Origin of the sequence: Streptomyces sp. NPDC006655, assembly GCF_040703965.1 — a bacterium.
GTDB lineage: Bacteria > Actinomycetota > Actinomycetes > Streptomycetales > Streptomycetaceae > Streptomyces.
This window is the reverse complement of record NZ_JBEYJU010000187.1, coordinates 1-7,677: the sequence shown is the minus strand read 5'-3', so window position 1 is coordinate 7,677 and position 7,677 is coordinate 1. Positions and strand designations below refer to the sequence as shown.

Below are 7,677 nucleotides of genomic sequence, written 5' to 3'. Positions count from 1 at the left end.
GGATCAGGGCCCGGCACTCCCGCAGCCTTCGGCCGGGGGGACCCCCAGAGCACGCACCTGACGCCGCGCGGCCGCCCTCCGGGCGACGACGGGAAGGTCAGACGTCCTAGCCCGCCGCTCGAAGAGTCCCGGTTCCGTCGTCGAGATGGAGGACGAGGTCGGCCTGGGCGATCAGCCGCAGGTCGTGGGTGATGAGGACGGTGGTGCGGCCCGCGGTGAGCCGGCGCAGCGGGCCCATGATGCGGGCCGTCGCGGAGTCGTCGAGGCCTGTGGTGGGTTCGTCCAGGACCAGCACGGGGGTGTCCCGCAGCATGGCGCGGGCCAGTGCGACGCGGCGCCGCTGGCCGCCGGAGAGGGCGTTGCCGCGTCTGCCGACGGGGGAGTCGTAGCCGTCGGGAAGCGCTGTCACGAAGTCATGGGCGTCGGCGGCCACGGCGGCGGCGCGTACCTGCGCGTCGGTCGCGTCCGGCCTGCCGTAGCGGATGTTCTCCCGGACCGTCCCGTCGAAGAGCATGCTCTCCTGGGGCAACAGGGTGATGTGCGCGCGCACTTCGTCGACCGGGAGCGCGGCGATGTCCTGGCCGTCGAGCAGGATGCGGCCGCGGGTCGGTTCGAGGAAGCGCAGCAACAGGGCGGCCAGGGTGGACTTGCCCGCGCCGCTCGGCCCGGTCACCGCGACCAGCAGACCGGGCGGCACCTCCAGGTGGACCCGGTCGAGCACGGGACGCCGCCCGCCGGGATAGGCGAACCCGACGTCCTCGAAGGTGACCGCTCCGCGCACGGGCGCCGACGGCACGACGGGAGCGGTCGTGGCCGTGGTCGTCGGCTGGGCCGGCGGGCCGGTGTGCAGGACCTCGACGAGGCGTTCGCAGGCGGCGGTGGCCGAGGACGCGCCGACGACCAGTTCACCGAGTTCCTGGAGACGGGGGTGGAGATAGCCGAGGTAGGCGGCGAAGGCGAGGAGCCCGCCGGTGCTCAGGTGGTGTGCGGAGATCTGCCAGGCACCGGCGCCGATGACGGTCAGCACGCTGACCGTCTCCAGCAGTTCACCGAGCGGGCCGTACACCGAGGACAGCCGGATCTGCCGCAGTCCGGCCCGCATCCAGTTCCGTCCCTCGCGGTGCACCTTGGCGTGCTCCGCCTGCTGGCGGCTGTAGGCCTGCACGAGGGGCATGTTGGCGAGGCTCTCCTCCAGCAGGGAGGCGAGCCGTCCGTTGCTGTCGCGTTCCGCGCGGGTCGCGGAGCGCATCAGGGTGCCGAACACCCGGGCGCCGAGCCAGATCAGCGGCGCGGCGGCGAACGTGATCAGGGCCAGCCGCCAGCTCGTGCGCAGGGCGGCGGTGGCGAAGACGAGGGCGCTGACCGCGGAGGTGAGCAGTTCCACGGGCGCGGACGCCACCAGCGTCTCGACCGCCTCGACGTCGCCGGTCAGCCGGGAGACGAGGTCGCCGGTGCCGTAGCGGGCCAGGGTGTCGGGCGGCAGCTGCTGGAGATGCCGGAAGACCCGGTCCCGCAGGCCGAGCAGGAAGTGCTCGCTGGTCCACCCCGCCAGACAGCCGCCGGCCGCGGAGGCGACGGCCCCCGCCGCGGCGAGGGCCAGCCACAGGAGCGCGGGATCCCAGAAGGCGCCCAGGTCGCCGGGCGTGAGCACGTCGTCGGTGAGCTGCCCGGCGATACCGATCGCGGCCGCGTCGCACCCGGCCGACACGATCAGGAGCAGCGCCGACACCAGGACGGCGACGCGATTGCCGCTGACCAGGGGCCAGAACGCACGGAACGCGGCCCACGGCGAGAGCCGGGCGTGGCGGGTCCGCACCGGGGCGGCCGCGGGAGCGGCGGGGCGGGTGGGGGCGGACAGGTCGAACGGTGCGGCGTCAGCCATGACCGGCCGGTACTCCCTGACTCCGTGGACGGCACCGGGACCGCCCGCCTCCCGGGGAGGGGAGGCGGTCCGGTCCCGGTGCCGTCCGGCGGTCGCGTTACTTGGCGTGCTTCTTGTGCTTGCGGTGGTGCTTCTTGTGGTGGTGCTTGTGGTGCGCCTCCTTGGCGGCACACCCCACTTCCTTCTTCTTGGCCTTCTTGGCCAGTGTGATCTTCGCGAAGGACATGGCTTTTTCTCCTTGTCTCATTCGGTCGAACGCGGTTCACACGGGAATACGGCGGCCGCGGTTCCGTCATTCAGGAGGCAAGTTGAGCGTCCGATGAAATTCCCTTACCGAAAACACAACGGGCCCGCCGACGGGCCGCTTTGGGACAATGAACGGCATGAACGACCGTATGAGCGATGCCGAGAACCGGCTGGCCAGGATCGAGCGGCGGCTGGAGGGCGGCGAGCGCGACGTGGTCCCCGCGTGGCGCAGGGCGACCCAGGGGGAGCCCCGGTGGGCCGTGACCGCCGTGATCCTGGTCGCCGTGGCCCTCCAGCTGATGCTGCCGCACCGGCTCGCCCTCCAGCCGTACTGGGTGCTGCCGGTCCTGGAGATCCTGCTGCTGGCCGGCCTGATCGCCGGGAACCCGCGTCGGGTGGAGCCCCGTACCCGATGGCTGCGCCTGGTGGGACTGGCCCTCATGGGCCTGATCAGCCTCGCCAACGGCTGGGCTGCGGTCCGGCTGGTCGTGGGCCTCGTGACCGGCACCGAGGGCACGGACGCCGGACCCCTGCTGCTGACCGGCGGCGGGATCTGGCTGACGAACGTGATCGTGTTCGCCCTCTGGTACTGGGAGTGGGACCGGGGCGGACCGATGGCACGGGTCCGCGGCCGACAGCAGTACGCGGACTTCCTTTTCGTGCAGATGCAGAGCCCGGAGACCGCGCCCGCGGACTGGGAACCGGCTTTCCTGGACTACCTGTACCTGTCCTTCACCAATTCCACGGCCTTCAGCCCGACCGACGTGATGCCGTTGTCGCGCTGGGCCAAGATGCTGATGATGCTCCAGTCCTCGGTCTCCCTGGTGACGGTGGTCCTGGTGGTGGCCCGGGCCGTCAACATCCTGCGCTGACCGCCGCGCTGATCTAGGTTTCTCGGCATGAGCGAAGAATCCCTGCGGCGCGTGACGGTCGAGCGCACCGCCACCGGCCGCTACACGGCGACGAACGCGCGCGGCGGCACGATCGGCTTCGGCACCGGCGACGGCACCGAGTTCACCCCGGTGGAACTGCTGCTCGCCGCGATCGGCGGCTGTACGGCGGCCGACGTCGACGTCTCCACCAGCCGCCACACGGAACCGACCGCCTTCACGGTCACCGTCAGCGGCCACAAGGTCGGTGACGAGGACGGCAACCGCATGACCGACCTCGCCGTCGGTTTCCACGTCACCTTCCCCGAGGGCACGGCGGGCGACCGGGCCCGCGCCATCCTGCCCCGCGCGATCGCCGTCTCCCACGACCGCCTGTGCACCGTCAGCCGCACGATCGAGACCGGAACACCGGTGACCGTGTCGATCGAGGACGACCCGCCAGAGGGCCCCTGACCACCGACGGCCCACGCCGACGACCTCTCGCCCCCCCCCCGCTGCTGGGTCGACGGGCCGTGGTTACGATGGCGCGTGAACGGTTTCCCCTCGCCCGGGCCGGACGGCGCGCCGGGCACCCGTGCCGCGTTCCCCCTCGGCGCCTCGACCACGCTCGCCGAACTCGCCGGGGATCCGCACCCGCGCCTGGCCCTGCTGCGCGCCCACGAGCCGGTGTCGTGGCTGCCCGAGCTGAACGGCTGGCTGGTCACCCGCCGCGACCTCGCGCTCCACGTCATGCGGGACTCCGACACCTTCACCGTCGACGACCCCCGTTTCACCACCGCCCGGGTCGTCGGGCCGAGCATGCTGTCCCTGGACGGAGCGGCGCACGCCCGCCACCGGGACCCGTTCGCGGCCCCGTTCCGGCCCCGCAGGGTGCACGACGGGTTCGCCGGGTTCATAGAGCGGGAGACCGACCGTCTCCTCACCGGACTGGAAGCGGCGGGCACGGCCGAACTGCGCCGCGACTTCGCCGGCCCGCTCGCCGTGGCCGTCGTCACCGAGGCCCTCGGACTGGTCGGGACGACCACCGGCACGGTCCTGTCCTGGTACGACGCCATCGTACGGTCGGTCTCGGACATCACCGCGGGCCTGGCGGCGGGACCGGCCGGCCCGGCCGCGTACGGACAGCTGCGGGCCGCCGTCGAGGCCACGGTCGCCGACCGGCACACCTCCTCGCTCCTGGTCGCCGCCGCGGAACGGCTGGAACTGCCCGAAGTGGCCTCCAACGCGGCCGTCCTGATGTTCGGAGGCATCGAGACGACCGAGGCGATGATCACCAACGCCCTGCTCCACCTGCTCCGGAACCCCGATCAACTCGCCCTGGTGCAAGCCGACTCCGCACTGCTGGACGGAGCCGTCGAGGAGTCGCTGCGTCTTGAGCCCGGCGCGGCGGTGGTGGACCGCTACGCCACCCGCGACACCGTCCTGGGACCCGCCGCCGTCCGCTGCGGCGACCTGGTCAGCGTCTCCCTGACGGGCGCCAACCGTGACCCCGCCGTCTTCCGCGACCCGGACCGTTTCGACGTGCGCCGCGCCGAGGCCCGTCTCCAACTGGCCTTCGCCCACGGCCCGCACCACTGCCTCGCCGCCCACCTGGCCCGCCTGGAGACCCGTATCGCCCTCCAGCGCCTTCTCGAGCGCCTGCCCGGCCTCCGGCTCGACCCGCGACGGCCTGCCGCGCCGCACGGCCTGGTGTTCCGCAAGCCGGCCACCCTGCACGTGCTGTGGGAGGCCACCGCCCGGACCCGGCCCGGTGGTGCCGGTCAGTAGGCGTGGTGGACCTGCCAGAAGGCCCAGGCCTGGCAGGGGCTGCCGTAGGCGGTGTTCATGTAGTTCAGGCCCCACTTGATCTGGGTGGCCGGGTTGGTCCGCCAGTCGGCGGCGACGGAGGCCATCTTGGAGCCGGGCAGCGCCTGGACGAGACCGTAGGCGCCGGAGGAGGCGTTGACCGCCAGGTAGTTCCAGGTGGACTCGTGGTCCACGATGTTGCTGAAGCACTGGAACTGGCCGCTGCCCACGATCTGCGCGGCGATCGCCTTGAGCTGCGCCACGGTGTAGGAGCTCTGGACCGGGAAGCTCGCCGAGGGATCACCGGCCGCGGCCTTGGCCGTCGCGCGCTTCTTGGCCTCGGCCTGCTTGGCCTCCGCGGCCCTGGCCGCCGCGGCGCGGGCGGTCTGCTCCGCGGTCTTCCGGGCACTCGCGTCCGCCTGGACGGCCATCGCCTCGGCCTGCTGCGTCACGGTCGCCGTCTGTACCTGGGCCTGCCGGCCCACGGGGATGTCCTGGAGGAGGGAGGCACCGGCCGCCGGCGTCGGCGCCCCGCCGTCGTGGGTGCTGCTGGCCGAGGCCGCCCCGGCGACGCTTCCGACAGCGGTGACCGCGGTGGCCGAGACGACCGCGAGTCCCCGGACCGACATACGGCTCACGCGCTTTCCTCCCCTGCGCCCGGGCACCCGGGTGGAGTGACCGTCGAAAGCATCTCGCTTGCTGGGTGACACGGTTGGCATACTCTTGCGCGCTTGCCCGGCCGACGCAATCACAGGAGACGTGTGGATACTCACACGCCTCGGAACCAACCACGTCCAGCCGACAGAGCGTCGAGGACATCCTGCGGGCGCTCGAGCGTCTCACGGCCGTGCACCTCGAGGCGCGCGGACGGCTCCGGAACGGAACTCACCGCACGGCCCGCCCGGCCGCGGTGGGGACGGCCGCACCGGCCGGGCGCCAGCCCAGTTCCGGTGCGACCAGGTGCCGTACGTCGTGCAGGATCTGCTCGTACTCCTCGCGGTGGAACTCGTACGGCAACTCCAGGCGCAGCTCGTTCACTTCGGCGAGTGCCGGGTCGGCGGCCAGTCGCTCCAGGATCTGCTCGGCGGTGCCCACGACGTCCGGGGCGAACAGGGTCCGCCGCGGGCCCTGCGGGGCGAGGGTGCGGTCGTGACGGCTCGCCGCGTAGGCGCGGTAGCGTGCGCGGGTCGTCGCGTCGGCGCTGTCGAGGGGCACGATCACCCGGCCCAGGGCCACCCGGGTGGCCCGGCCCTCGGGCAGGGCCCGGCGGTACGCGGCGAGCAGGTTCAGCTGGGCGGTGGTGAAGTCGTCGGTGCCCTCGCCGGTGACGATGTTGCCGGACAGCAGGCCGAGGCCCTGCTCGGCGGCCCAGCGCACCGAGCGCAGACTGCCGCCGCCGTACCAGATGCGGCGGACCAGACCGGGGCTGTGCGGTTGCAGGCGCGGTCGCTGGACGTTGCCCGGGGAGTGGATGACCGTGTCCGGGCCGCCGAGGTAGTCACCGCGCAGGTTCTCCACGACCCGGGCGATCCTGCCGTACGACAGGTCGAGGCCGCGCCAGTCGCCGTCGTGCACCAGGTCGCCGAGCAGGTCGGCGTGCGGCATCCCGGTGCTGAAGCCGATCTGGAGCCGCCCGCGGGACAGGACGTCGGCCAGCGCCAGGTCCTCGGCGAGGCGGAACGGGCTCTCGTAGCCGATGGGGATGACCGCGGTGCCCAGTTCGATCCGCTCGGTGCGCTGGCCGGCGGCGGCCAGGAACACGGCGGCCGAGCCGACCCCGTGTTCGAGATGACGTTGCCGGATCCAGGCGCCGTCGTAGCCGAGGCGTTCGCCGTACCCGAAGAGCCGGAGGGTCTCCTCCAGACCGGTGCAGGGGTCGTCGTCGGCGAAGTTGCCCGGGGTGAGGAAGGCCAGGGAGGTGACGGTGGGAGTGCTCATGTGACGCCGGTCCTCAGCTCGTGGTGGGTTCGGCGGCGGGGGAGGGGACCCGGCCGCCGGGGATCGCCGCGAGCAGCTCGCGGGTGTACTCGTGGCGCGGCGCGGTGAACAGGTCCTCGGGCGGTCCCGTCTCGACCACCCGCCCGGCCCGCATCACGGCCACCTCGTGCGCGATCTGCCGCACGACGGCCAGGTCGTGCGAGATGAACAGGTAGGCCACCCCCGTCCGGTCCTGCAACTCGGCCAGCAGTTCCAGCACTTGTGCCTGGACGGAGACGTCCAGCGCGGAGACCGGTTCGTCGCACACCACCAGGTCGGGGGAGAGCGCGAGGGCCCGCGCGATCGCCACCCGCTGGCGCTGTCCGCCCGACAGCTCGGCCGGGCGGCGCTCCAGCGTCGCGGCGGGCAGGGCGACCCGGTCCAGGAGCTCGCGGGCCCGGTCGAGCCGGGAGGCGCGGTCGCCGACCTTGAAGGCGCGCAGCGGCTCGGTGACCACCTCGCCGATCGAGAACCGCGGGTTCAGGGAGGCGTACGGGTTCTGGTAGACCAACTGGGCCCGGCGGCGCAGCTCCCTGACCTGACCGGCCCCTGCGGTGGTGACGTCGGCGCCGTCGAAGAGGACCTGTCCCGAGGTGGGGTCGGCCAGCCTGAGCACCAGACGGGCGGTGGTGGACTTCCCCGAGCCCGACTCGCCGACCAGGGCGAGGGTCCGGCCGCGGTGGAGGGTGAGACTGACGTCGTCGACCGCGCGCAGGGTGCGGGCCTGGCCTCCGGTGCGGGGCAGCCGGAACTCCTTGACCAGGTCGCGGACTTCCACCAGCGGGACGGTGACCGGGTCCGCGGCGCCGGCCGCCGGCGGGGTGCGGGGCGCGGGCGTGGTGCGAGGCGCCTCGAGGGTGCGGGGCGCGGGCGTGGTGCGAGGCGCCTCGAGGGTGC

General features: G+C 73.0%; 8 protein-coding genes. 3 read left to right on the top strand and 5 right to left on the bottom strand.

The window, feature by feature from the left end; all coding sequences use genetic code 11:
- Nucleotides 1-106 precede the first annotated feature (106 nt).
- Together AB0958_RS43830 and AB0958_RS43825 are read right to left on the bottom strand one after the other, a co-directional pair.
- On the bottom strand, nucleotides 107-1,882 hold the full coding sequence (locus AB0958_RS43830; protein ID WP_366896073.1) for an ABC transporter ATP-binding protein: 1,776 nt from the start codon (nucleotides 1,880-1,882) through the stop codon (nucleotides 107-109).
- Between the two features lie 97 nt (nucleotides 1,883-1,979).
- Complete coding sequence (locus AB0958_RS43825; RefSeq protein ID WP_276207598.1) at nucleotides 1,980-2,108, bottom strand: hypothetical protein; 129 nt, start codon at nucleotides 2,106-2,108, stop codon at nucleotides 1,980-1,982.
- Between the two features lie 157 nt (nucleotides 2,109-2,265).
- Between AB0958_RS43825 and AB0958_RS43820 the strand changes: the two genes are divergently transcribed.
- The 3 genes from AB0958_RS43820 to AB0958_RS43810 all read left to right on the top strand — a co-directional run bounded on the left by AB0958_RS43820 (nucleotide 2,266) and on the right by AB0958_RS43810 (nucleotide 4,785).
- The gene (locus tag AB0958_RS43820; RefSeq protein WP_366896072.1) at nucleotides 2,266-3,000 is read left to right on the top strand and encodes a hypothetical protein; all 735 of its coding nucleotides are present in this window, start codon (nucleotides 2,266-2,268) and stop codon (nucleotides 2,998-3,000) included.
- 27 nt (nucleotides 3,001-3,027) lie between these two features.
- Nucleotides 3,028-3,471, top strand: coding sequence for an OsmC family protein (locus tag AB0958_RS43815; protein ID WP_366896071.1), 444 nt, complete (start codon nucleotides 3,028-3,030; stop codon nucleotides 3,469-3,471).
- A 75-nt stretch (nucleotides 3,472-3,546) separates the two neighbouring features.
- Nucleotides 3,547-4,785: a cytochrome P450 gene (locus tag AB0958_RS43810; protein ID WP_366896070.1), complete on the top strand. Its 1,239-nt coding sequence runs from the start codon at nucleotides 3,547-3,549 to the stop codon at nucleotides 4,783-4,785.
- On the opposite strand, the gene AB0958_RS43805 is transcribed toward AB0958_RS43810, so the two are convergent.
- From AB0958_RS43805 to AB0958_RS43795, 3 genes are all read right to left on the bottom strand, one after another.
- Nucleotides 4,779-5,441: a transglycosylase SLT domain-containing protein gene (locus AB0958_RS43805; RefSeq protein WP_366896069.1), complete on the bottom strand. Its 663-nt coding sequence runs from the start codon at nucleotides 5,439-5,441 to the stop codon at nucleotides 4,779-4,781. The genes AB0958_RS43810 and AB0958_RS43805 overlap by 7 nt on opposite strands.
- 247 nt (nucleotides 5,442-5,688) lie before the next feature.
- On the bottom strand, nucleotides 5,689-6,741 hold the full coding sequence (locus AB0958_RS43800) for an LLM class flavin-dependent oxidoreductase (protein ID WP_366896068.1): 1,053 nt from the start codon (nucleotides 6,739-6,741) through the stop codon (nucleotides 5,689-5,691).
- A 13-nt stretch (nucleotides 6,742-6,754) separates the two neighbouring features.
- A partial coding sequence (locus AB0958_RS43795; protein WP_366896067.1) for an ATP-binding cassette domain-containing protein occupies nucleotides 6,755-7,677 on the bottom strand: 923 nt, incomplete at its 5' end.

Coding starts and splice junctions, on each gene's coding strand:
- AB0958_RS43830 (WP_366896073.1), bottom strand. CDS start 1,882: ATGGCTGACGCCGCACCGTTCGACCTGTCCGCCCCCACCCGCCCCGCC.
- AB0958_RS43825 (WP_276207598.1), bottom strand. CDS start 2,108: ATGTCCTTCGCGAAGATCACACTGGCCAAGAAGGCCAAGAAGAAGGAA.
- AB0958_RS43820 (WP_366896072.1), top strand. CDS start 2,266: ATGAACGACCGTATGAGCGATGCCGAGAACCGGCTGGCCAGGATCGAG.
- AB0958_RS43815 (WP_366896071.1), top strand. CDS start 3,028: ATGAGCGAAGAATCCCTGCGGCGCGTGACGGTCGAGCGCACCGCCACC.
- AB0958_RS43800 (WP_366896068.1), bottom strand. CDS start 6,741: ATGAGCACTCCCACCGTCACCTCCCTGGCCTTCCTCACCCCGGGCAAC.